At 39.2% G+C, this 21,990-nt stretch carries 20 protein-coding genes and 1 riboswitch; of the genes, 11 read left to right on the forward strand and 9 right to left on the reverse strand.

Annotation, left to right across the window (positions count from 1 at the left end; genetic code table 11):
* Window positions 1–80: 80 nt before the first annotated feature.
* Window positions 81–1,058, reverse strand: coding sequence for a C40 family peptidase (locus BMZ99_RS14550; RefSeq protein WP_245754988.1), 978 nt, complete (start codon window positions 1,056–1,058; stop codon window positions 81–83).
* 377 nt (window positions 1,059–1,435) lie between these two features.
* Between BMZ99_RS14550 and BMZ99_RS14555 the strand changes: the two genes are divergently transcribed.
* The 4 genes from BMZ99_RS14555 (at window position 1,436) to BMZ99_RS14570 (ending at window position 8,013) form a co-directional block, all read left to right on the forward strand.
* A complete protein-coding gene (locus BMZ99_RS14555; RefSeq protein ID WP_090938661.1) occupies window positions 1,436–3,445 on the forward strand; it encodes a (Fe-S)-binding protein in 2,010 nt (669 codons plus the stop codon).
* A 233-nt stretch (window positions 3,446–3,678) separates the two neighbouring features.
* The gene (locus BMZ99_RS14560; protein ID WP_090938664.1) at window positions 3,679–4,467 is read left to right on the forward strand and encodes an SDR family oxidoreductase; all 789 of its coding nucleotides are present in this window, start codon (window positions 3,679–3,681) and stop codon (window positions 4,465–4,467) included.
* 256 nt (window positions 4,468–4,723) lie between these two features.
* The gene (locus BMZ99_RS14565) at window positions 4,724–5,578 is read left to right on the forward strand and encodes a ChbG/HpnK family deacetylase (protein WP_090938667.1); all 855 of its coding nucleotides are present in this window, start codon (window positions 4,724–4,726) and stop codon (window positions 5,576–5,578) included.
* Window positions 5,579–5,764: 186 nt separating this feature from the next.
* Window positions 5,765–5,850, forward strand: a riboswitch (cyclic di-GMP riboswitch).
* Between the two features lie 141 nt (window positions 5,851–5,991).
* Window positions 5,992–8,013: a methyl-accepting chemotaxis protein gene (locus BMZ99_RS14570; RefSeq protein ID WP_090938670.1), complete on the forward strand. Its 2,022-nt coding sequence runs from the start codon at window positions 5,992–5,994 to the stop codon at window positions 8,011–8,013.
* Window positions 8,014–8,128: 115 nt separating this feature from the next.
* Here BMZ99_RS14570 and BMZ99_RS26745 read toward each other — a convergent pair whose 3' ends face one another.
* From BMZ99_RS26745 to BMZ99_RS27405, 3 genes are all read right to left on the reverse strand, one after another.
* Entirely contained in the window at window positions 8,129–8,692 is a 564-nt protein-coding gene (locus BMZ99_RS26745; RefSeq protein ID WP_217645095.1) for a zinc-binding dehydrogenase, read from the reverse strand.
* Entirely contained in the window at window positions 8,581–9,138 is a 558-nt protein-coding gene (locus BMZ99_RS26750; RefSeq protein WP_217645092.1) for an alcohol dehydrogenase catalytic domain-containing protein, read from the reverse strand. Before BMZ99_RS26750 ends, BMZ99_RS26745 begins: the two co-directional genes overlap by 112 nt.
* Before the next feature lie 93 nt (window positions 9,139–9,231).
* On the reverse strand, window positions 9,232–9,366 hold the full coding sequence (locus BMZ99_RS27405) for a hypothetical protein (RefSeq protein ID WP_281246811.1): 135 nt from the start codon (window positions 9,364–9,366) through the stop codon (window positions 9,232–9,234).
* 163 nt (window positions 9,367–9,529) lie between these two features.
* On the opposite strand from BMZ99_RS27405, the gene BMZ99_RS14580 reads away from it, so the two are divergent.
* Window positions 9,530–10,414 carry a LysR family transcriptional regulator gene (locus BMZ99_RS14580; protein WP_090938673.1) on the forward strand — a complete coding sequence of 295 codons (885 nt, stop codon included), beginning with the start codon at window positions 9,530–9,532 and terminating at the stop codon, window positions 10,412–10,414.
* A gap of 181 nt (window positions 10,415–10,595) precedes the next feature.
* On the opposite strand, the gene BMZ99_RS14585 is transcribed toward BMZ99_RS14580, so the two are convergent.
* Complete coding sequence (locus BMZ99_RS14585) at window positions 10,596–11,636, reverse strand: mechanosensitive ion channel family protein (protein WP_245754989.1); 1,041 nt, start codon at window positions 11,634–11,636, stop codon at window positions 10,596–10,598.
* Between the two features lie 321 nt (window positions 11,637–11,957).
* On the opposite strand from BMZ99_RS14585, the gene BMZ99_RS14590 reads away from it, so the two are divergent.
* From BMZ99_RS14590 to BMZ99_RS14610, 5 genes are all read left to right on the forward strand, one after another.
* The gene (locus tag BMZ99_RS14590; protein WP_090938676.1) at window positions 11,958–13,145 is read left to right on the forward strand and encodes a M24 family metallopeptidase; all 1,188 of its coding nucleotides are present in this window, start codon (window positions 11,958–11,960) and stop codon (window positions 13,143–13,145) included.
* A gap of 361 nt (window positions 13,146–13,506) precedes the next feature.
* Complete coding sequence (locus BMZ99_RS14595; RefSeq protein WP_090938680.1) at window positions 13,507–14,403, forward strand: C1 family peptidase; 897 nt, start codon at window positions 13,507–13,509, stop codon at window positions 14,401–14,403.
* 330 nt (window positions 14,404–14,733) lie between these two features.
* On the forward strand, window positions 14,734–15,987 hold the full coding sequence (gene dcuC / locus BMZ99_RS14600) for a C4-dicarboxylate transporter DcuC (protein WP_090938683.1): 1,254 nt from the start codon (window positions 14,734–14,736) through the stop codon (window positions 15,985–15,987).
* A 54-nt stretch (window positions 15,988–16,041) separates the two neighbouring features.
* The gene (locus tag BMZ99_RS14605) at window positions 16,042–17,340 is read left to right on the forward strand and encodes a CapA family protein (protein ID WP_090938686.1); all 1,299 of its coding nucleotides are present in this window, start codon (window positions 16,042–16,044) and stop codon (window positions 17,338–17,340) included.
* A 260-nt stretch (window positions 17,341–17,600) separates the two neighbouring features.
* Complete coding sequence (locus BMZ99_RS14610; protein ID WP_090938689.1) at window positions 17,601–17,999, forward strand: hypothetical protein; 399 nt, start codon at window positions 17,601–17,603, stop codon at window positions 17,997–17,999.
* A 179-nt stretch (window positions 18,000–18,178) separates the two neighbouring features.
* Here the strand turns inward: BMZ99_RS14610 and BMZ99_RS14615 are convergent, their stop codons facing one another.
* Both BMZ99_RS14615 and BMZ99_RS14620 read right to left on the reverse strand, forming a co-directional pair.
* Window positions 18,179–18,538, reverse strand: a complete 360-nt coding sequence (locus BMZ99_RS14615; RefSeq protein WP_090938691.1) for a hypothetical protein — start codon at window positions 18,536–18,538, stop codon at window positions 18,179–18,181.
* A gap of 88 nt (window positions 18,539–18,626) precedes the next feature.
* Entirely contained in the window at window positions 18,627–19,022 is a 396-nt protein-coding gene (locus tag BMZ99_RS14620) for a pyridoxamine 5'-phosphate oxidase family protein (protein WP_090938694.1), read from the reverse strand.
* 138 nt (window positions 19,023–19,160) lie between these two features.
* On the opposite strand from BMZ99_RS14620, the gene BMZ99_RS14625 reads away from it, so the two are divergent.
* On the forward strand, window positions 19,161–19,550 hold the full coding sequence (locus BMZ99_RS14625; protein ID WP_090938696.1) for a winged helix-turn-helix transcriptional regulator: 390 nt from the start codon (window positions 19,161–19,163) through the stop codon (window positions 19,548–19,550).
* 1,028 nt (window positions 19,551–20,578) lie between these two features.
* On the opposite strand, the gene BMZ99_RS14630 is transcribed toward BMZ99_RS14625, so the two are convergent.
* Window positions 20,579–21,475: an MYG1 family protein gene (locus tag BMZ99_RS14630; protein ID WP_245754990.1), complete on the reverse strand. Its 897-nt coding sequence runs from the start codon at window positions 21,473–21,475 to the stop codon at window positions 20,579–20,581.
* Between the two features lie 197 nt (window positions 21,476–21,672).
* Entirely contained in the window at window positions 21,673–21,822 is a 150-nt protein-coding gene (locus BMZ99_RS14635) for a small acid-soluble spore protein P (protein WP_090938702.1), read from the reverse strand.
* Window positions 21,823–21,990 lie beyond the last annotated feature (168 nt).

The raw sequence follows: 21,990 nt of genomic DNA on the forward strand, positions 1-21,990 counted from the left end.
AATGTAAAAAAAGCTCGATAAAAGTAAAAAATAAAACAATCTTTCCCCGCGTCTGATGTATTGTTAATTGTGAGATCATTTCAACAATAGACATAACGTCTGCCACCCCAGTATTCTTCCTGGTAGTGACCAATATCAAAGCGACTCTCTTGTATTTCTGATCTACTTTGAGGAGCATGTATCATGATGCCATTTCCCACACACATGCCTACGTGGTGAATATTGCCCTTTCCTCCTTGGCTAGCAAAAAAAACTAGATCACCAGGCAAGAGACTATTTTCCTCAATTGGGATGCCTTCTTGTGATTGCTGCCTAGAATTGCGATATAGAGATATGCCTTGAGACTGATAGAGACGAAAGGTATAGCCAGAACAATCAAAGCCATAGCATGACGTGCCGCCCCACAAATAGCGCAGCCCTAAGAATTGCCTGGCTTGTGCCACAATGCATTCTCTGGAAAAGAAAAGTTCAGAGACTTTTTTGGTTTCTAAGCGGGAGACATGGCCTGTTCCGCCGTCTGGCAGGCGAACTTTAAAAATCGATTCCCCTTCCAAAAGGATAGGTAATCGGACTTGGAAGCTGAGTTCATTAATGGGCTGGGTCCAACACGTTGTATCCCAAAATAACGCTGTCTTTGGTACCATTACTACAGCCTGTGGTAAGCAGGATTGCTCTGTGAGATAAGTAGTATTATAGCTGATCTGATCCTCTGGTACCCACCCGGCTTGACCCCATTTGTTATCCTTGGTGCGTTGTGCCATTGCGGCTACTTGCAGCCAGTTCTTTCGTCCATCTAGTATTGTGACTTTTTCTCCATAGATTGCCATCGTATTTACTTTGTTCACTAGCCACAGTCTTTGCTGTACATCCAAACTTTGTGACCAGGATGCAGGATTGGTAGCAGCAGATAAGCTGATTTTTCGATATTGAATATCTGGATTAGACCAAAAGATAGCCAGTGGTACATTGATAGCACCAAAGATCATCTGCCTTGTAGATTGTTCCATTTTGCCACTTTCCTTTGCTATGGTTTTGAAATATAGCCAATCTGGCTGCATAGTAATTCTTCCTTCCTTTAATTGCTATAGACTATATTACATAATATGCATACTTTACATCAAAGGAGAAAAGAAACTTTCAAATTATGTAAAAATCTAGAAGGATTTAGCATTATCGAAGAGAAGATACCTATTAATCTGGCTTATTAGTGGATTAATAGACTTTCTTTTCGTATTTGATGTAGTGTTGAACGTGAATGAACTGCCATTTTCTTTTATGTACTGGTTATGATGAACGATAGAGTATCTTTGATTACATAAAAAGTCGAAATATTCGGACTTTTAATATAATTATAAGTCATTTACTTTGTTTATTCGGAATAAATATAAAGGTATTGATATTGTACATATAAAAAAAGAAAAGGAGGCAGATTATTATGGTAAAAATACTCATCTTTTTAGCCTGGATGTGTAGTACCTTTGGTTTCATGGCGTACATGATCTATCGCAGGTATAGAAATACGCTGCATGGGAAACCCGATAACAGGTACGACCGAATTGGGGATCGCCTGAAATATTTCCTGACAAATGTCGTAGGTCAGGACAAGGTGCTGCAGGATCCGATTTCTGGTTTGTCTCACGTTATGATCATGTGGGGGTTTATCGTGCTTGGTTTTGGTGCATTTAATTTGGCAGTGGAGGGGTTATTTGGCATTCCGGTACCGTTCATTGGTGATAATCTCATTTTTATCGGGTTGAAGGAATTGTTTCTACTGCTGGTTTATATTGGTGTTATCGTAGCAGTTCTCCGACGAACAGTATGGAAGCCAGAACGCATAGAAAACTCTACGGAAGCATTTGTCATTCTTGGATTGATCAGTCTTATCGTAACCGGGGACCTTTTGTATAATGGTGCTAATTTTGCTCTTGGAGAAAATGCTGGTATTCGAAGTGCAGCTTTTTTTGGCAATTTGGTATCGGGATTGCTGGTGGGAAATGAACCCGATACCCTTCAACGACTGGCAAACGGAGCTTGGTGGATGCATTTTCTGGCGATGGGCTTAATGGGGCTGTTAATCCCTGGTTCCAAACATCTGCATTTGGCATTTGCACCAGTTAATGCGATCTGGCATACACTGCGTCCTAAAGGCTCATTGACAACTGTTGATTTCGAAGATGAGACCGCGGAAACTTTTGGTGTCAACAAATTAGAAGAATTTACGTGGAAGCAGCTTTTCGATACCTATACCTGTGTAAGGTGCGGAAGGTGCACGGAACAATGCCCCGCTTTTCGTACAGGAAAAGCGCTGGATCCCCGTGCCCTACATGTTGAGCTGCGGGACCATATGGAAGAGAAGATACCGCTTTTGGAGAAGTTGAAAGCTGACGGTGAGCATAAAACCGAGTTTACTGAAGCTGAGCAGGCAACTCTCGACAAAATGATTGTTGATGGTATATTTTCCGAAGAGTTTATCTGGTCCTGTACGACCTGCCGTGCTTGTGAGCAGGCTTGTCCTGTTTCTAATGAGCATGTGCAGAAAATTATTGATTTACGTCGTTATAAGGTGATGAGCGAAGCGAAAATACCAAAAGATGTGCTCAATGCCTTTAACTGCTATAAAAGCGGAAATCCATGGAAGCTTCCACGCAGCAGTCGTGGCGACTGGATGAAAGGTCTGGATGTCCCCCTCTGGTCAAAAGAGGCGGATTATCTATTATATGTAGGGTGCGTTGGTGCTTATGATAATCGTGCTAAGCAGGTAAGCGCTGCATTGGTTAAGGTATTGAAAGCCGCAGGAGTAAATTTCGGTGTCCTCGGCAGCGATGAACCGTGCTGCGGTGAGACCATTCGCCGAATGGGCAATGAGTATGAATTCCAGTCTTTGGCTGAAGGGAATGTGGAATTATTTAAAAATTTGGGAGTTAAAAAAATTATTACTCTCTGTCCTCACTGCTTTAATTCCTTTAAGAATGATTATCCCGATTTTGGAGGTAAATTTGAAGTGATTCATCACACCGAGCTGCTTGCAGAACTTATCCGGTGTGGAGATATCAAGGTTAATGGTTCATTTAACGGTAAAGTCGTTTATCATGATGCTTGCTATCTTGGACGTCACAATGATGTATTTGAGGCACCCCGAGCTATCCTTAAGGCAGTACCTGGGATCGATCTGACCGAAATGGAGCAGAACCGAGAAAATGCCTTTTGCTGTGGCGCCGGCGGCGGCCGTAACTGGATGGAAGAAGAAACTGGCCATGGTTCGCAGCGTATTAATGAAGTGCGGGCAAAAGAAGCTTTACAAACAGAAGCTGAGACCATTGCTACGGCTTGCCCTTATTGCTTGACGATGATTCTAGATGGAACTAAGGCTCATAATGCAAAAGAACAGATCCGTATATTGGACATAGCAGAAATTCTTGCCGATTCTCTAGAAAAAGCAAAATAATAAAGAAGGAGAAATCCCCTGTATTGAACTTTTTTTGAAGTTCAATACAGGGGATTTCGTTATTGCAGATAGAACGATATAAATTTTATGAAGAGTGATTCTAATATGACATATAGTTGTCTAATTACCTTGTGTATAGTAAAAAAGTGATAAAAAATAGGAAGATGTCTATGGATAATATGGCTGCCAAGTAAAAATTAGAAGGCAGCAAGCAGGAAGGAAGGGACATAATAATGGATTATTCATTTAATGTAAACGAATTTAGAGGAAAGAAAATTCTAGTCACAGGCGGGACAAAAGGTATTGGCGAAGCGATTGTTAAGCGTCTTAAAAGCGCAGGAGGAACGATGATAACCACTGCTCGTTCCATTCCTAATGATATCCAAGATCCGGACTTATTTATTCAAGCTGATATCAGCACTCCAGAGGGGGTGACGAAAATTCTCAAAGATGTGCAAGAGTCTTTTGGCGGTGTGGATATTCTTATCAATAATGTCGGCGGATCTTCAACTCCGGCAGGAGGAGCTCTTTCTTTGAATGATAATGACTGGCAGGAGACATTCAATGCAAATTTGTTCGCTGCTGTGCGTCTGGACCGTGGACTGTTGCCTTATATGCAGGAACAAGGCTCTGGTGTAATCATTCATATCACGTCAATCCAGCGCCGCCTTCCTGGAAGTATGACTATGCCGTACTCGGCAGCGAAAGCAGCCTTAACAAACTACAGTAAAGGACTGGCATCTCAAGTGGCAGCTGATGGAGTGCGCGTTAATACAGTTGCACCGGGATTTACCGAAACTAAAGCCGCTGAGAGACTCATCCACCGAATGGCTAAAAGTTCAGGTACTGACTATCTAAGTGCGTGTCAGGAATTAATGAATTCCCTGGGAGGTATCCCCCTTGGCCGGCCAGGACGTCCTGAAGAAGTAGCCGAACTGGTTGCCTTCTTAGTATCTGATCGGGCTTCGTATATTACAGGCAGCGAGCATATCATTGATGGGGGAACGATTCGGACAATCTAGCAGTTTACGGCGGTCTATATAAGAAGCAAAAATCAATTCATGAGCAGATTCGTATTGGATATAAGAGTATCAGCATTCGCGCTGCTCTGGCAAGTGTACAGTCACATAAAATTGGGTTATAAACAAGGCTCTTTCATTCTAGATGAAGGAGCCCTTCGTTTTTATTTCTTTTTCACATTAATTTCAGAATGGCTTGTTATACTTATTTTACAAAATCATTATTCAGCTATCATGAAAATAGATATGGAGGATTTTTATGCGACAATTAATTGTTAATGCAGATGATTTTGGATTACATGAATTAATCAATGAAGGGATCGAAGAGAGCCATGCAGCTGGTTGCGTTAGCAGTACAACAATTATGCCAGGCGGTAGTGCTTTTCAGCATGCTGTTGGATTGGCCAAGAAATATCCAAAGCTTGGTATTGGCGTCCATCTTACCCTAGTTGGAGGCAGCCCGGTTGCAAGAGGGAATATTCATACCCTGCTTACTTCAAATGGGATGTTTTTTTCTTCTTATAGAGAATTCATTCAAAGATATATTCTGGGGCGTATCTCAAAAGAGCACATAGAGTATGAGATATGGTGCCAAATGCAAAAGGTTGCGGGAAGCGGCATTAAGATTACCCATATAGATAGCCATCAGCATCTCCACACACTGCCAGGTATACCTGAAATCATCTGCCGGATTGCGAAAGAATTTAAAATTAGCAAGGTTAGAATACCAGCAGAACCTTTCTGCTTTTGGGGACCAGAAAAACCTGGCATGAAACGATTGTGCGCGCGAACATTTCTTAGCGGATGCTCTCGTCTTGCTGAATATCAGTATCAAAAGCAGGGGTTTTATTATCCTCAGCACTTTTATGGCATGCTTGCCGGAGGAGCAATGTCACAGGCTGTAATGCAGTATTTGATTGTAAACCTTCCCAAGGGGGTTTCAGAAATTATGGTACATCCGGGTAAAAGTACAAAAGCCTTGAGTCAGGTTTTTCCTTGGGGCTATCAATGGCAAAAAGAAATGGAAGCTCTAAAAAGCGATGAATTATGCAAAATCATACGAGAAAGGCAAATTCAATTAATCAGTTATCAAGAACTGAATGAATCAAAATAGACATATTTCTGATTCCATTCTCCAATAAAAGCTGCCCACAAGCTATTTAAAAAGAGGGTTATGGGCAAAGAGAATCATCTGCATTAGGTAGATGATTCTTTCTTATGCTGCCTTGTGATTCAAAGTTGCATTTCTATGCGCATTGACCAAACAGGTTATTGGGTGTAGAATAAACAAGTATTAAAAAGAATATTTTGGCAAACCAATTGAAAAGTTGGGACGCAAAGCTATGGGTCTAAAGACGAGTTGTCTATGATTGCCAGGTTGCTAGTGAATCATAAATTAAGTGAATCGTGATGAGTTAATTAGCACTTGCCTTGGGCAGGTGCTATTTTTTTAGCTGGATAAGGTAAGGCTCAATATAGTAAGTTGGTAATTTTGGCGAGAAGTGAAAATGGATGGAGGAATTTTTTATGAATTTGTTTACATGGATGAAGAAAAGTATTCAGGTAAAGGTTACCGCTGTTTTAGTAATTGGACTATTAATAACATTAAGCATTTTAGGGGTATGTAATTTCTATAATGCAAAAAGTATACTAGTTTCAGATGCTGAGGAAGATCTTGTTCATCGCGCAAATGCCTATGCTGAAGATATTGGGGCGTGGAAAGATACTCGTGAAATTGAGGTTTCGATACTGGCAACAAATCAAAGTGTTGTTAATGGAGACACACAGGGTGCTCTTGCTTATCTAAAAGAAGAGACCAAAAGAAATCCGATTTATTCACGGTTTTGGCTTGTTGATGCGAGGGGGCAATCCATTCACACATCAGGAGATCGGACAAATATCGCTGATCGTGAATATTTTAAACAGGTCATGTCAACTGGCAAAGCGACAACGACCGATCCTATTATTTCTAAGGCTGACGGTAAATTGGTAGTATCTGTGGTTGCGCCAATCAAAAAAAATAATCAGATTATCGGTGCTCTTGGGGGCACAGTGCCTATTGATGCCCTCATTTCGCGCGTGAATGAAATTAAGATTGCACAAAGCGGTTTTGCCTATGTCATTCAGGGTGATGGCTTAACCATCATTCATCCCGATAAAGAGCAAATCATGAAAACGAACATACTAAAAGATCCTAATGCAAATGATCAACTTAAAAGTGTAATGAATAAAATGATAAATGGAGAGAGTGGTACTGGTAATTACGTAGACGGCAGCATTACGAAGTACATCGCTTATGCTCCCATTCCAGGGACTCATTGGAGCTTAGGGATTAATGTACCGGAACAAGAAATTCTTGTAAAATTAGCTCCCTTTATACGAGCCTCACTCATTACAATTGGTTTGATTCTTCTTGTGGCTTGCGGTTTTGGTATTCTAGTTTCAAGGAATGTAACGAAGCCGATTGTAAGATTGAATAAAGCAATTGAGAAAATTGCAGCTGGTGACTTAACTTCACAAGTGGCTGTTCTAGGTATGACAGCAGAGCAGAGTGCAGAAGGCAAAGACGAATTAGATGCTATGGGGATTCATTTTGACACTATGGCAAAAAAAATACGCAGCTTGGTTCAACAAATTGCTACTTCAGCAGAGCTGGTGGCAGCATCTTCGGAAGAACTCACGGCAAGCGCAGAGCAATCCTCTGTAGCTGCCAATCAAATAGCTGAAACAATAACGGAAGTATCTTCAGGCAGTACATTTCAGCTGCAAGCAGTAGATGCTGCAGCCGATGCTGTTGAAAAGATGTCTGCTAGTATTCAGCAGGTAGCTGCTCACTCTGGAAATGTCGCAGCTACTGCTGAAAAAACTGCACTTGCTGCTCAAAATGGTGGCAAGGCAATCGAAGATACGACAAAACAGATGGAAAATATTGAGATGACTGTGACCAACTCAGCGCAGGTAGTTGAAAAACTTGGCAATCGTTCCAAAGAAATCGGTCAAATTGTCGATACTATTTCTGGAATTGCTGGTCAAACAAATCTTTTGGCATTGAATGCTGCAATTGAGGCGGCACGTGCTGGTGAACAAGGCAGAGGATTTGCAGTGGTAGCGGAAGAAGTTCGTAAACTTGCAGAACAATCTCAAGATGCAGCAAAACACATTGCAGTGCTAATTGGCGAAATTCAAGGTGATACTGAAAAAGCAGTTAACGTAATGGCCGAAGGGACGAATGAAGTCAAGCGAGGTTCAGAAGTAGTTCATACAGCAGGTAAGGCTTTCGGGGAAATATTGAATTTAATTGAACAGGTTTCCGATCAAATCCGGGATATTTCTGCTGCAATTCAGCAGGTAGCAGGTGGCAGTGAGCAAATTGTTACCTCTATTAAAGAAATCGATAAAATAAGCGGTAAGACAGCAGAATACACTCAGACTGTTTCTGCATCGGCTCAAGAACAATCAGCATCAATGGAAGAGATTGCGGCATCTAGTGAAGCGTTAGCCAAAATGTCTGAAGAACTTCGCTCTATTATCGCTCAATTTAGAGTTTAAGTGTTTCTTCAAAACTCCCTATAATCTGCTAGGAAGTAGGTTATGGGGAGTTTCTCTTAAATTTGACATGATGGTCAATAGGGGGAATCAGAATAATATTCAATTATGAATTATATTAAATATTATTTTGGGAAAATGAGTAAACAAGCGAAACCTTGCCTAGCGCTTTTCCGGATTCGATATATTGATGAGCCTCACCGATTTGTTCAAAGGAGAATTGCCTTTCATCACGATTAATACGCAACTGATTCTTTTCAATCATCTGACTTATAGTGCTTAAGATTGTACTATGACGATCTCTTTCAATGTTATAAACCATTGGTATTAGCATGAAAACAGCATGAAGACTTATTGCTTTGGCATGAATAAGACCAAGGTCGAGAGTCACTCGTGCATTTGTGGTACAGACAGAACCATTGTATTTGACTGCCTTAAAACTATTGATCAGATTAGTGCCACCTACTGGATCGAGGATAACATCAAAGCCTTTACCAGCGGTATATTGATTTACATATTCCTCTACGGACTCTGTTTCGGTAAAGATAGCAGCGTCAGCGCCTAAATCTCTTATAATCGCTGCCTGTTTTGATTTCGTACGGTTCCATAGACGACAGCTCCTAGTTGTTTGGCTAATTGCAGTGCAATATGGCCTACACCTCCTGCAGCACCCTGTATTAATACTTTATCCCCTGGATGAATCTGCACTTTTTCCCTGAGTGCTTCCCAAGCCGTTATACTTACAAGGGGGAATAAGGCAGCTGTAGCATGGTCGATATTTGAGGGTTTTTTTGCAATTAAGTTAGCATCTACTAACATGTAGTCAGCTAATGCACCTTGAAGCTGGCCAACACCCCCAGCACAGCCAAAGACTTCATCGCCAACATTCCATTGGAGAACATTTTCACCTAGGGATACTATTTCGCCAGAAAAGTCAGAATTTAATATAGCAGGAAAAGCTGGGGTGATCGCTGGTACCAATCCTGAACGGATTTTTGTCTCTATCGGGTTGATACTGCTGGCGATTACTTTCACCAGAACATATCCCGCTTTTACCTCTGGGCGCTTGACATCAGCTTCTTCGAAAACTTCCGGTCCGCCATAATTACGAATTACCATTGCCTTCATTTTAATTCCTCCTATATAGTATTTCGATTTTAGATTTTCTTTGTTTGCTTTAACGATACGAAAATGAATAGTAAGAAAATACTCTTACCAATACTACCTAAACAATAATGTATGGATTAAATTGATGACCCATAAAGAGATAATCACATAGATAATTGCAAAAAGTCCTAGAGTCCATGCTGCATTACTACTCTTTCGTAGTATATCCGTTAATTCCTTGTTTTCCATCCAAATCATCTCCTAATAATCATTTGCTTCTTGCGCTAATTATAACTTTGATGTTGTAAATTGAAAAATGAATAAACAAGATGGCGGCATCAAAAAAAATGATGATGATTTTAAATGAAAAAATGGTACTATGTAGATAAGAAAATTAGGGAGGATATAGATCATGGAATTATCTGATTTAACGATTTTCCGTGAGGTAGTGTCCCAAGGTTCTATAACGAAAGCGGCAAATGAGCTTGGTTATGTACAATCCAACATTACTTCCAGAATACAACAGCTAGAAAATGAAATGAGTATTAAACTACTGTATCGGCATCCTAGGGGAGTTACCCCGACAGTTGCAGGGAAAATTTTATTTGAATATAGTGAGAAAATTATTACTCTGGTTGCAGAGGCTAAGCAGTCAATAAAGAATCCTCAATTGCCAGAAGGTAAGCTCACTTTGGGGATTGCGCAGACTATTTCCTTAGCTTATCATTCGTCGATTGTCAAATATATTTTAGAGGCTTATCCTTCTATTAATGTTTCTGTAATGGTAAAGCATAGTGATGATTTAATTGCCGCAGTAGAAAATAATATACTGGACTTTGCTCTTGTGACCGGTCCAATACATCATTCTGATTTAATGGAATTAAGAGTTGCTAAAGAGGAGCTGGTACTGGTTTCTCATGAGAAAGAAAAAATAAAAGGTATCTCTGAATTAGCAAACCATACCGTACTATTACACGAATCTCCATGTGCTTTTCGAAAAGTTTTAGAAACTTTTTTGACCGATGCAGCAATTACACCACCTAAAATACTAGAATATGGTACACCTGAAAGTTTATTAAATGGTATTACAGAGGGAGTCGGCATTTCTCTGCTGCCCCTTTCCGCAGTTAAAAAACACGTTGAATCGGGATTGCTGCATGCAGTACCAATTGAGCAGCCCACAAAAACAATAGCTACGGTTTTGATCTTTCAACGACGCATTTTGCCCTCACAGTATTTTGATATTTTAGCTGAAACATTAAAAAAAATAACGGGAATTGGGAGCGAATTCATCTAAAACATTCTAGCAGCAAAATAACATATAGTAAAAAGTCTAGAAATCGTAGTTTAATAGGACAATAGGATCCGGTAATTTGGTTATGATTCTGTTGACGTAGAGGAGCAGCACCCCATCATCTAGTGCCAGGTAGATGATGGGGTGCTGCGTTTTAATTTCCAGTAGAAAAGCAATAGACCGTTTATTTCTGGATCGGTATTATGATCCCTTCCTGCTGGTAACGTTCATAAATTCTCTTGATAAATTCATGGCAAATGAGCTGCTGATCCGTTACAGTCTTTACCCGTAAGATAACATTGAAGTTAATACTCGACCCTGCAAAACTGCCGTAGCGGACTAAGGGCTCAAAAGTTTTGACTCCTCCGTCAATTTCCTGAAGAACTCTTTTAGCAATCTCGACAGTAACTTTTTCCACAAGATTCAAATCACTTCCATAACTGACGCCTATGGGAATGGAAATAGAGCACTCAGCATAGGGCTGGGCATAATTAGTGATAATCGATGAAGCAATTTGTTTGTTGGGAACAACAGCCATATTCTCAGTGGGAGTTCTGATTGTGGTATTGCGCCAATTCATGTCCACTACATGACCTTCTTCACCAGTCGACAGTTTAACGAAATCGCCCATTTTAATTTGTTTAGACACAAGAATGTTGATGCCGGAAAATAAATTTGCCAAAGTGTCCTGCAAAGCCAAAGCCGTAGCCAAGCCGCCGACACCCAATGCGGTGATTAACGGAGAGATTGAAACTCCGAAAGATTCAAGTAAAATTAATATGCCAATGGCGTAAACAGTCAGGTCGATTGCCGTGGCTAAAATCGAAGTAGATGCTAAATTCTCAGATGTTTTCCCCAATTTATGCTTAAGATATCCCGAGCCCAGATGGGCGACCATAAGGGTCAGAGAAAGAATAACAATGGCGTGAAATAATCTTTGGAGAAATAGCAGCGGATGCGGCGGAATCGTCAGGATTTCCATGACAGCGTAAAGGCCAATGAGAATACCCAGCAACGTTGGTATTCCCTTAAATGTTTGCTGCAGCAGGGAATGAGAGATTTTTGTTTTTCTTGCAATTATTTTAAGTAGCTTAGAAAATACCACCCGAAGTATGACAATGCCTAATGCTAAACTAATGAGAAAAACGATCAAATGTGTTTTAAATCCGCCATTTTGAATAGGGTTTCCTATTGCCGTGAGAAGTTGAGTTAAAGTTTCGAGCATTATTTCCTCCAAATAATATAGAAAATTGATATTAAATAATATACATTGCTTCGTTAATAATCGATGATTTCCTGCCGTGGTATGCGCTTATTATCCTGGAAAATTCATGCAATGGGATGTGGCAGCAGTTTCCTTGTTCCATGTAGCGAATGTAAATGCAACAGTATGGGATACAGATACTAATGAATCACTTGCAGGATTTTGTTTGTAAGGTGGCTATGGTGCTAGAATAGTACTATAGGTAAATAAATAATTTACGTAACATAGCTATTGAGGTAGAATATCGACATAGATAGTAAAATAGAGAAAGGGTGACAGCACATGAATCATATCTTAACAACTGAACTGGAAATAAGAACGCAGCATTTTCAAGATAAGTTAGCAAAACAAGAATTAGATGGAGCTATTATTTTATTAAATAGTGATCTGTTTTACTTTACTGGCACAGTGCAAAACTCATTTTTATTTATTCCGGTAAGTGGAGACCCGGTATTGATGGTAAAAAAGAGTTTGCAGCGCGGGAGAGAGGAATCACCACTAAAAAATATTGTACCGATTAAACATCCAAGGGAAATTCCTGGAATACTTGCTTCCTTTGGCTATGCAGCATTTGCCAATATAGGAATGGAGCTAGATGTATTATCTTTTAACCTCTATCAGGCCTATAAAAAGATATTTCTTCAGGCCGAGTTGCGTGATATTTCGCCTGCGATTAAAGAAATCCGAGCAATTAAATCGCCTTTTGAGATAGAACGTATCCGTAACTCCTTGCGGGTTGCTGATCAAGCTTTTTTAACAATACCTACTTTTTTACGGGAAGGCATGCCTGAGATTGAAGTTGCTGCATTATTTGAAGCAGAGTTACGCAAGAGGGGCTATTCTGGCTGCTGTAAAATGAGAAGTTTTAATCAGGAGTTTTTCTATGGAAATGTATGCAGTGGCGGCAGTGGGTTTTATCCCAGCTATTTTGATGGACCAGTAGGCGGTACGGGAGTTGCTGCATCCAATCCTCAAGGAGCTGGGTGGAAAAAGATAGCTCGCAATGAGGCAGTTTATGTCGATTATACCTGTATCATTGAAGGCTATACCGGTGATCAAACCCGAATTTTTTGCATCGGCGAACTCACGCCTCGCATGGAAAAGGCATTTTCGGACGCAGTATTAATTCAAGCTGAAGTTCTAAAAACATTACGGCCGGGATCTCTCGCTGAAGATTCTTATTTATTAGCGTTACAATTGGCGGAAGAAATGGGTTACAAGGATCATTTTATGGGATACAAGGAGAATCAGGTAAAATTTCTTGGTCATGGTATCGGATTAGAATTAGATGAATGGCCTATTTTTGCCAATGGAGTTAAGACACCGATTCAACCAGGAATGACTTTTGCTCTTGAACCAAAGTTTGTGTTCCCAGAAGGTGCAATCGGCACAGAAAACAGCTTCGTGATGACAGAGGAAGGACCCGAATATTTAAGCATAACGCCTGAAGTGATTACGTATTTACCTTAATTAGCTAGTGTGGGCGGCACTCCTTTTATCATTCCAATCATAGAAATGATAGTGTTAGATTATGGGTGCTGCTAAATTGTATATCGTAAAAAATGTGAGAAATAAGGCTCAGCCAGCAGTGAGTATGCTGCCGGCTGAGCCGTATTAGTTATGAGTTAAAATAAAATAAAATCCTAAAATTGGGAGGAAAAGGAAATTATAAAGCGAAGATAAGTAATAAGATAAGAGTTTCAGTACACGGATACTCGCTAAGCTCTGGTTTGAAGATTATTTATGATTATTTGCATGTTATTGTATATTCACTGTGAAACCGTTATCGAATCCTATGATAAAAATCATATAAAATTTAGGAGGTATCACTATGAATCATCAAGCAGTACTTTCCGACAATAAAATAGTAGGTACAGGATGGTTGCCGCCATTACCTGATTTGCGTGATTATACGGAGATGCATCCGAAGTTGGAAAAAGTCATGCAAAAGTTGGGTTTATCAGAAAGAGTACCGCTGCCTTCTAAGGTAGATTTGCGTCAATGGTGCTCTGAAATTCAAGATCAAGGTACGCTGGGAGCGTGTACTGCACACGCCGCTGCAGGTATCATTGAATACTTTGAGAATCGATCTTTTACGAATCACATTAAAGCCTCTCGGCTTTTTATTTACAAAAATTCTCGAAATTTGAGAGGCGTGACTGGAGATAAAGGTTCCTATTTGCGGGATACCATGGGAGCGTTAGTACTCTGCGGTGTACCGTCAGAAAGTTACTGGAAGTATACAGATAAAGCTCCAGACTTTGATAAAGAGCCGTCTTCCTTTGTATATGCAGTAGCAGACAACTATGAAGCGTTGCAATACTTTTGTCATGATGCATTAGGTATGAATAAATCTCCTGCTGAAGTATTAAATAGCGTAAAGAAGTATATTGCATCTGGTATTCCATCAATGTTTGGTTTTTATGGTTTTAATTCATTTACGCAGTCAAACGTTCCTGGAGGAATTCCTTATCCAGGTTCAGATGAACAAGCACAATGGGGGCATGCCATTGTCGCAATCGGTTATGACGATACGATAAAAATTAAAAATACTACATATAATCAAGAAACGACAGGAGCATTACTGATCCGTAATTCTTGGGGAGTCAACTGGGGTGATCAAGGCTATGGCTGGCTGCCATATGATTATGTTTTGAATAAAATTGCATCTGATTTTTGGTCGCTTTTAAGTATGGAATGGATTGAAACGGATCAATTTGGAATTTAGCCAGTATAGTAAGTACTATCAATTTAAGAAATCAAAATAAGCGTATCTTTATATTCTTAATGGTTTCACAGACAATACTTTGCTTTGCATAGTATCTACCATAAACACATATGGCTAAGTCGGCGAATGTTAATGTTTGCAGATGTTGTAGATTTTTGTCTTATCATATGATATAATTGTATACAATAGCAAGGGCGCTGTTTTCTATTAAAGAAAATCAGCGTCTTTTTGGTTTGACTCTACATGTAAGGAGGGGAAAAGGTTTATCAGGTAGGTAATAAGATGTTACATGATGTCTTTAGGACATTTTTAGAGGGGGAGAATTTTTTTATGATGACTGCTATTGGCGTTATTATGGTAATTATTACAGTTTACTTTTTGATCAAACGATATGATGCGCGACTGATTTTATTAGCTTCTGGTATTATTATGGCTTGTGTGGCGGGTACGCCGATGGTTTCTTTAAATGCTTTTGCAAAAGAAATGACTAATAGCGGGCTGATTCAGGCAGTTTGTTCCGTTATGGGTTTTGCAATGGTAATGAAGTATACAGAATGTGATAAACATTTAATCAATTTAATGGCAAACGGTCTTTCGAAAGTTCGTCCGCTTTTGATTCCGGGCGTTGTTTTGGCTACTTACGCTGTGAACGTAGCACTACCAAGTGCTGCAGGAACCGCAGCGGCTGCAGGGGCGATTTTTGTACCGTTGATGATGTCGGCAGGTGTTCATCCGGCCATGGCGGGAGCAGCGGTGAAATGTGGTACATACGGCAGTATGCTGAATCCGGGTTTGGCACATAATCCATTCGTAGCCAAGATTGCTGGTGTGGATGTTCTGGATGTTATTGCATTTCATTTTAAAGCCAATATTGCTTCCTTGCTAACAGCAACCATTTTGATTACGTTGATTGCTTATTACAAAAAAGAACATAAAGGCTATAAGACGGAAGGTTTTGAGGCAGAAGCATCTTTTAAAGTAAATCTTCTATATGCGTTGATGCCAATTTTCCCTATTGTAATTTTAATTTTAGGTGCAACGGCAATTATACCGGCATTTAAGATGGATGTTCCACAAGCCATGATTATCGGTTCTTTAGCTGCTCTTTTGGTGACAAGAAAAAATCCTGTTAACCTGAGCAATGCATTCTTCGATGGTATGGGGAAAGCCTATGGTGAGATTCTTGGTATTATCATTGCTGCAGGTGTATTTGTTTCTGGTTTGACAGCAATTGGACTTGTAAAAGCTTTTACTGATTCAATGCTGAGCAATCCGGCAATTGTTAAGATTTGTGCAGCTGTCGGTCCATTTATTTTAGGATTAGTGGTTGGTTCGGGAGATGCGGCAACATTTGCGTTTAATCAAGCGATTACACCACATGCTGCAGATTTTGGTATGTCAGTGGTGCAAATGGGCAGCATGGCAACACTCGGCGGTACACTAGGGCGTACGATGTCACCGATTGCCGGTGCTACAATTATTATAGCTGGTATTGCCGGTGTCAATCCAATGGAAATCGCAAAACGCAACTGCTTACCAATGGTGGGGGCTATGATTGTTGGTATGTTATTCTTGTTAGCGTAAAATTTTGTAACTTTTCATTAGAGCAGTAATTTTTAACAAAGGTGTTGAATTGTTATGTCGAAAATTACGATCGTAGCAACAGGGGATTCTTTTATTACGCAGTGTTTACCGCAAGATATTCATTTCACAAAATTAAAGAACTATATAGAAGCACATGATGTTCGATTTACGAACTTTGAGATTCTATTACATGATTTTGAAGTGTATCCAGCCCCAACAAGCGGAGGCACATGGGCAGTTGCTCGTCCAGACGTATTACAGGATATTAAGCAGCTTGGTTTTAATATGATGGCTTGGGCAAATAATCATACAATTGATTGGAATATTGACGGTGTTTTAACGACAATGAATCATCTCGATAACAATAAATGTATTCATGCCGGTGTTGGCAGAAACCTAGCAGAAGCCTCGCAGCCCAAATATCTTGATACCCCTCAAGGACGAGTTGCGCTGATTGGCATTACTTCTACGATATCGGAATGGGGCATGGCAAGTGCACAAAGACCAGATGTACTTGGCCGTCCCGGGGCGAATGTTCTTCGGTATCAGTCGGTTCACAAAGTACGTCCTGAAGATTTTAATAAGTTAAAGGAAATCGTTGAGCAGACAGAGGTAAATTCCAATAGAATACTAAATGAAAAAGAAGGATTTACAAAGCCGGTTGAAGGCGGTTATTATGTCGGCAATATCAGATTTGAACAAGGTGATGAGCCAGGGACGGTAACCAGGATGAATTCCAAAGATGCCGAACGTATTGTGCGATCAATTCGTGAAGCTGCACGGCAGGCGGATGTTGTTTTGGTAAGTCATCATACACATGAGCGTAAAGGCTTGGAGAAAGACCGTCCAGCCGATTTTGCTCGTGATTTTGCAAAGTTGTGCATTGACAGCGGTGCGCATGCTTATATTGGTCACGGCCCGCATATTTGGCGAGGTATTGAAATCTATAAAAAACGTCCGATTTTTTATAGTCTTGGCGATTTTATTTTCCAAAATGATTCGGTAGAACGGCAGCCAACAGAATTTTATGACCTTTATGATTTAGGCGTAGAAAATACGGTATCTGATGGACTGGATGCTCGCAGTGCAAATGAAACAAGAGGTCTGGTTGTCGATCCCAAAGTATTTGAATCCGCTATGGTTTCTTTTGCTGTTGTGGATGGTCAAATTGATGAAATTACTTTAAATCCGCTTTCACTGGGATTTGAATATGGTAGAGCACGCCGCGGTCGTCCACAATTGTCCGATAAAGAAAACGGAGAACGAATTTTACGCGATATTGCTAATTTATCAAAAGAGTTTGGCACGAAAATTATGATAAAAGATGGCATAGGAACAATTGGATTGAAATAAAATTGTTTCAGCAGATTGGTATTTTCATTGTTGAATGTTAAAAAGAATAGCAGACAAATGGTAGCCTACAAACGTTAATGATTGTAGGCTGCCATTTGTTTATTACGGTTAATACAAGAATTTGTAAAGAAGTAAATAGATTAGCTATTTTATACGATATGATAATAGAAGGTGTCAGCCGTTTTAAGTGATAGGATTTCTAAAATCTTTAGGCAATAAAAGTTGCTATCAAATAAATAAGATGAAGGGAATGGTTTTCTATGAATTTAGGTATATCGGGGATTTCATTTTCGCCACAAAGTAATTCTCGTGTTGGACAGAATGATAAGAGTGAAGTAAAGAACAATCAAGGCAAAAGGCAATACGTCACGGAACAAGAAGGCGCCTATGAATGTACGTATGTAGTTATAGGAGAGAACTTCAAGATTTTGATAGGGAGAGTTCCTAAGAATAAGGACGAAGAGCAAGATACGTCCAAAACCGAAGCTGCAGGTAATCAGGGTATACATGCACTGAGTAATGACCAAACGTTGATGGGGCATCAAATGTTAGCTGCGGCGAAACTTTCTAATAAAAATTTACAGCAAAGAATCCAAGCTGCAGACAAATATGATACAAGTTCCTATTATGATAGTGCTAAACTAGATGCCAAGGGTTAGTAATCAATGTTTTTGGTATTCTTACTGGATAGAAAACGTATCGATTTGGAAAAATAAAATATAAAACCAATATTGGTCAAGAGAGACAATAACAATGATTAAAATACAGAATCGTTATTTATATAGCCAAGAACGATGAAAGAGCCTTCCGCAAAATGTGGAAGGCTCTTTCATGAGAACTATTTCATAGTGAGTACATTTTCTGGTGTGGTATTGTAATCCGTTGTTACTCCAACACTAAAATGAATAAACAGTTCTGGATATCCCTCTATCGGCAGCCAGTACGTTATTATTTCTCTTTCTCCAAATTTTATTTTTTTAAATGTCGGCTGTTGAGTGTCTAACGCTTGATTGGCCAAGCAGCCTTTATGTGCTTCAGGTGCACCGTGGGTTGAACATTTCATTCCCTCCGTACGGCCAAACTTTTGACACGCTGCATTTAGGGCAATTATTTCTCGATTCTTATGTGTAAGCTGCACTGGCTCAGGGAAGTTTCCCCACATAAGATGGAAAGCTTCAATTACTTTAGAATCAATCATTCAGAATCCTCCTTGCTAAATCTTTTTGGCTGTTTCAAGAGAATAGAATAATCTTTCATCATGTTTACATTGCTTGACTTAAGATTACTTAAATCGTCAATACCTGCTTTTCACCGGACATTGTTTGGCATATTGCCTGAGCGTTGTCCAAATAGAATAACTCAAACTTTCCATCGCCAGCGGCGTACAAGTTGCCAAGAGCAGGCATTACCTCCAAAGCTTTTTGTTGCACTTCCTTCGTAGTACAGAACGTTGCCTTGCCGCAGATGCGAAGGGTATTGTACTTGGCATCAACACAACAGATTTCTACACTTGGGTTAGCTGCAAGCTGCTTATACATATCTTTTTGATTAGAGGTGCAAAAAATCAATTTTCCATCATAGTTCATTACAAACCCTAATGGCCGGACATGTGGCTGATCTCCGCCAGTTGTTGCCAAATAAAATACTTTGTTTGCTGTTAAAAAATCTAGAACTTCTTTCATTTAGTAAAACACTCCTTTATAATCATTGTTATTTTGGATGAGCTTCATGGTATAATTATATTATAAAATCAGTTTATGACAAGTACGCAGGTTTTAATGATTAAGTATCAAAAAGCATACTATAGAAGGAGATTGTATATGAGCAAAAAGAGTATAGATGAAACATATGCTGAAGAGAGCTTGCTCTGCCCTATTCGCTACACGATAGATGTTGTAGGCGGTAAGTGGAAGCTGCCAATCATCTGTATGCTTGCCAGCGGGATGCCGACAAGGTACAGCAGTATCAAACGTAAGCTAAAGGATGTGACAAACATGATGTTATCGCAGTCACTAAAAGAATTGGAAGCATCGGGTATCGTCCATCGTGAACAGTATAACGAAGTTCCACCCAGGGTTGAATACACTCTGACTGACAAGGGCAAAAGCATTATACCGCCTTTGCTGAAGTTGGCCGAATGGGGTGCAGGTCATATGAAGGAGGATCCGGCATGTGGAGCTTTCTGTGATACGTGCCAATCGACCAATTAGTAGTGCTTGGAAGATATTCGAATGGTTCTATGTTTGCTCATAAATAAAAACTAGATCCTTATTAAGAGCCGTATCATTGCTTTCTTAATAAAGCTTCTGTATTGAACATTCTTACAGTTCAATACAGAGGCTTTTTGTTGTAATTGGAATAAATGATAACATTATAACGATAATAATTATTTACAAATAATTATTAAACATATATAATAAAATAAATGTTATATATTGGGACGTACTTACTAATGAATCGTGACTTTAATTCCTGCATAGTGGCAGTAAACGTGAGGGGGTGCTTTGAATGAATGAGGACAAAGAAAATGAATGGCGTGGTAATCCTTTTGTGATTCTTGCTGGAATACTAGTGTTATATACTGCGAGTAACTCAATTATTACACTATTGAATTTATAAGATCGTTAAATACGGTCGGTTATTGTAAATATATCTTTATTTAATTTCATTTCATCTAGAAACAGGATACTATGGTTGTTCCTAGCAGGGACAAAAATTTGACAAATGACAACAAAAAAGTATTGATTTCTGCTAACAATAGATGTATAGTAGAATTAACAAATGATAATCAATATCAATTGAATGAGAGATTATTTCTTAGGAGGTGGCAACATGAAACTGTCGATAAAGAATTTGAGGATTGTTGTCAATAAGCTGACTGAATAGCGAGTGGAGGTGAGTCCAGTGTTTAAAGAATTTGATGAGTCAAAGATAAGTTCTGATTCATAATCATATTGGAGAGTGAAGACAGCAGAAATCAGAGCTTTATCAATGGAGGAGGCCAAGGATACTTGAAAACAGAATATAATTAAAGGCTACCTTTGAACATAGAAGGTAGCCTTTAATTATTATATTCATGGATAATGCTGAATGATGGATTGAAATAATGTTTGCTGGATATAAAGCATGCACATTTAGTAACATATATAAAGAGAAGCTGCCTCTATAGTTACTTAGTTAGTAACTATAGAGGCAGCTTCTCTTAGGACTAGCATCTATCCTCGAGTCTCATAAAATTCTAAATTGATAAATGGGCTATCTTTAAAGCGCTTTCCATGCTTTTAGCTGACGCTATAAATCCAGTTTTGTGACAAAATATAGCATCATTTATTTGAAGTATAGAATTTATTTCTTCACTTGATTTTCCTCTAATGGATTCTAATATATCTTTTCTTGCTTCGAAAGTATCGACGGTTTTCTTAACAGTCTGAACCTTATATTCTGCATTAGTATCATCTGGAGAAATAACGAACAATACCTCATTATTTAAGTCGATTTTAAGCAGATGGTGGAGCCAGGGACAGCCGCTTTTTAAAACCATTATTTCCTTAATCGTTCTATTTTGAAAAGCATCATCTACGATGCTTCTTGCCTTTATAACAGAAATTTGTCTACTTATTATCCTTTTTATGACTTCAGTTGCATATTGCGTAGCCTCTTCAAAGGCCTCATCTTTGGAATCATTTGAATCCCATGTAGGATTAAAGTTTTGAATAATATCACTTATTGAAGTTACCTTGATTTCTGATTTTATATCTACGCCATTATCGGTAGCGTCAATTCCCTGTAATAAATGGTTATCAACATAATCAAAAATCAAAGTAATATCATCCTCTTCAAGTTGAGAATTAAACTTTTGTATTACTCTTGAACCAAACTCTCTCCAGACTAAACCGCAAGCAGCATATGGAATATGATTTTCTCTTATTTCTTTATTTAGTTGATGGTGATCGAATTCTCCTAAGGATATGTCATATACAAGATCTAGTTGGCTAAGGATAGTTTCATCTCTTGTTCTTGTTACTTTTATGTCGCCTAGCAGTAGTCTAAGTATAGCGGTTGCCATAACATCGTCTGCATGAAATTTCCCATTATGTGTTCCTAATGTTTTAATATTCTTTTCATTAATCATCATTTACCCTCTCATATTCCAACTCATTATACATTCAATATTGATATTATAAATATAGTATAACATTGTTTAGGTAAATCCTATTCAATAACATTAACTTTGACAGATTCTTAATCGGAGAACTCCTGCAAGGCGAAGATGCTTTACAGGAGTTTGTTGTATCCTCTGGGATAACAGGCCAAGAACTCATTTGATTTGTTCTAGGAGCCTTCTCCGTGTCGCTGACCAGTATGGTTTTGATTTTTGACTTTCTTAGATCCTGAAAGTGGTTCAGATGTATTGTGGTCATTATTTTGTGTATGGACAGAGGCATTTGGCTGATCTACAGGGTACGTTTCGGGCTTAGTCATGTCATCTCCTCCGATATAAGTTTATTATGAGCTTTAGAGCGTACGTCGATCGTTTCGGTCTCAATAAGCCTATTGTACTTGAGAGCGTTTTATTTATAGGCAGCAATTAAGTCTTGCGATCGTTCATGCTTGAATCTTATTACATAGCTTTCGGTGACTTGCTTCGTT

Source organism: Pelosinus propionicus DSM 13327, from assembly GCF_900114615.1.
Taxonomy (GTDB): domain Bacteria; phylum Bacillota; class Negativicutes; order DSM-13327; family DSM-13327; genus Pelosinus; species Pelosinus propionicus.

What these genes read in the sequence shown, in the direction of transcription:
- BMZ99_RS14620 (WP_090938694.1), bottom strand. Translation starts at nt 19,022, where the DNA reads ATGAAAGAAGTTCTAGATTTTTTAACAGCAAACAAAGTATTTTATTTG.
- BMZ99_RS14580 (WP_090938673.1), top strand. Translation starts at nt 9,530, where the DNA reads ATGGAATTATCTGATTTAACGATTTTCCGTGAGGTAGTGTCCCAAGGT.
- BMZ99_RS14595 (WP_090938680.1), top strand. Translation starts at nt 13,507, where the DNA reads ATGAATCATCAAGCAGTACTTTCCGACAATAAAATAGTAGGTACAGGA.
- BMZ99_RS14570 (WP_090938670.1), top strand. Translation starts at nt 5,992, where the DNA reads ATGAATTTGTTTACATGGATGAAGAAAAGTATTCAGGTAAAGGTTACC.
- BMZ99_RS14610 (WP_090938689.1), top strand. Translation starts at nt 17,601, where the DNA reads ATGAATTTAGGTATATCGGGGATTTCATTTTCGCCACAAAGTAATTCT.
- BMZ99_RS14615 (WP_090938691.1), bottom strand. Translation starts at nt 18,538, where the DNA reads ATGATTGATTCTAAAGTAATTGAAGCTTTCCATCTTATGTGGGGAAAC.
- BMZ99_RS26750 (WP_217645092.1), bottom strand. Translation starts at nt 9,138, where the DNA reads ATGAAGGCAATGGTAATTCGTAATTATGGCGGACCGGAAGTTTTCGAA.
- BMZ99_RS14560 (WP_090938664.1), top strand. Translation starts at nt 3,679, where the DNA reads ATGGATTATTCATTTAATGTAAACGAATTTAGAGGAAAGAAAATTCTA.
- BMZ99_RS14630 (WP_245754990.1), bottom strand. Translation starts at nt 21,475, where the DNA reads ATGATGATTAATGAAAAGAATATTAAAACATTAGGAACACATAATGGG.
- BMZ99_RS14590 (WP_090938676.1), top strand. Translation starts at nt 11,958, where the DNA reads ATGAATCATATCTTAACAACTGAACTGGAAATAAGAACGCAGCATTTT.
- BMZ99_RS14625 (WP_090938696.1), top strand. Translation starts at nt 19,161, where the DNA reads ATGAGCAAAAAGAGTATAGATGAAACATATGCTGAAGAGAGCTTGCTC.
- BMZ99_RS27405 (WP_281246811.1), bottom strand. Translation starts at nt 9,366, where the DNA reads ATGGAAAACAAGGAATTAACGGATATACTACGAAAGAGTAGTAATGCA.
- BMZ99_RS14555 (WP_090938661.1), top strand. Translation starts at nt 1,436, where the DNA reads ATGGTAAAAATACTCATCTTTTTAGCCTGGATGTGTAGTACCTTTGGT.
- BMZ99_RS14585 (WP_245754989.1), bottom strand. Translation starts at nt 11,636, where the DNA reads ATGCTCGAAACTTTAACTCAACTTCTCACGGCAATAGGAAACCCTATT.
- BMZ99_RS14605 (WP_090938686.1), top strand. Translation starts at nt 16,042, where the DNA reads ATGTCGAAAATTACGATCGTAGCAACAGGGGATTCTTTTATTACGCAG.
- BMZ99_RS14550 (WP_245754988.1), bottom strand. Translation starts at nt 1,058, where the DNA reads ATGCAGCCAGATTGGCTATATTTCAAAACCATAGCAAAGGAAAGTGGC.
- dcuC (WP_090938683.1), top strand. Translation starts at nt 14,734, where the DNA reads ATGATGACTGCTATTGGCGTTATTATGGTAATTATTACAGTTTACTTT.
- BMZ99_RS14635 (WP_090938702.1), bottom strand. Translation starts at nt 21,822, where the DNA reads ATGACTAAGCCCGAAACGTACCCTGTAGATCAGCCAAATGCCTCTGTC.
- BMZ99_RS14565 (WP_090938667.1), top strand. Translation starts at nt 4,724, where the DNA reads ATGCGACAATTAATTGTTAATGCAGATGATTTTGGATTACATGAATTA.